The organism is uncultured Kordia sp., assembly GCF_947489565.1.
Lineage (GTDB): Bacteria > Bacteroidota > Bacteroidia > Flavobacteriales > Flavobacteriaceae > Kordia.
This window is the reverse complement of sequence record NZ_CANLEA010000068.1, coordinates 1-341: the sequence shown is the minus strand read 5'-3', so window position 1 is coordinate 341 and position 341 is coordinate 1. Positions and strand designations below refer to the sequence as shown.

Genomic DNA, 341 nt, shown 5'->3' with positions numbered 1-341 from the left:
GCTAATGAAGTTAAATCAAATACTTCGATTTGATCATCTAAAGTAATCGCATCACACAGTTCTAAGCCTGGTAATTGTATTAGTACTGGAAGTTCATTGACAATCAGTGTTAAATTCGTAATACTAAAACATCCTGTTACTTGATCTTCTACTCTCACCCAAATCACTTGTGGACTTGGCGGAATGTTGCTATACGCATTTGGATTGTTGATTTCTCCAACCGTCGTTCCTACCACAGCATTGGCTTGTGTGTTATAGTAACGAACCGTATGTGTGGTTGGATCTTCTCCGTTTAAGATATCCATCTCTGCTTCTGTTAAATCAAATTGTGCAATCTGATC

At 37.8% G+C, this 341-nt stretch carries 1 protein-coding gene; it reads right to left on the bottom strand.

Translation table 11 applies throughout. From position 1 onward, the window contains the following. Positions 1-341 (bottom strand): hypothetical protein (locus tag Q0845_RS27745; protein ID WP_298521216.1); only part of this gene is annotated, 341 nt, incomplete at both ends.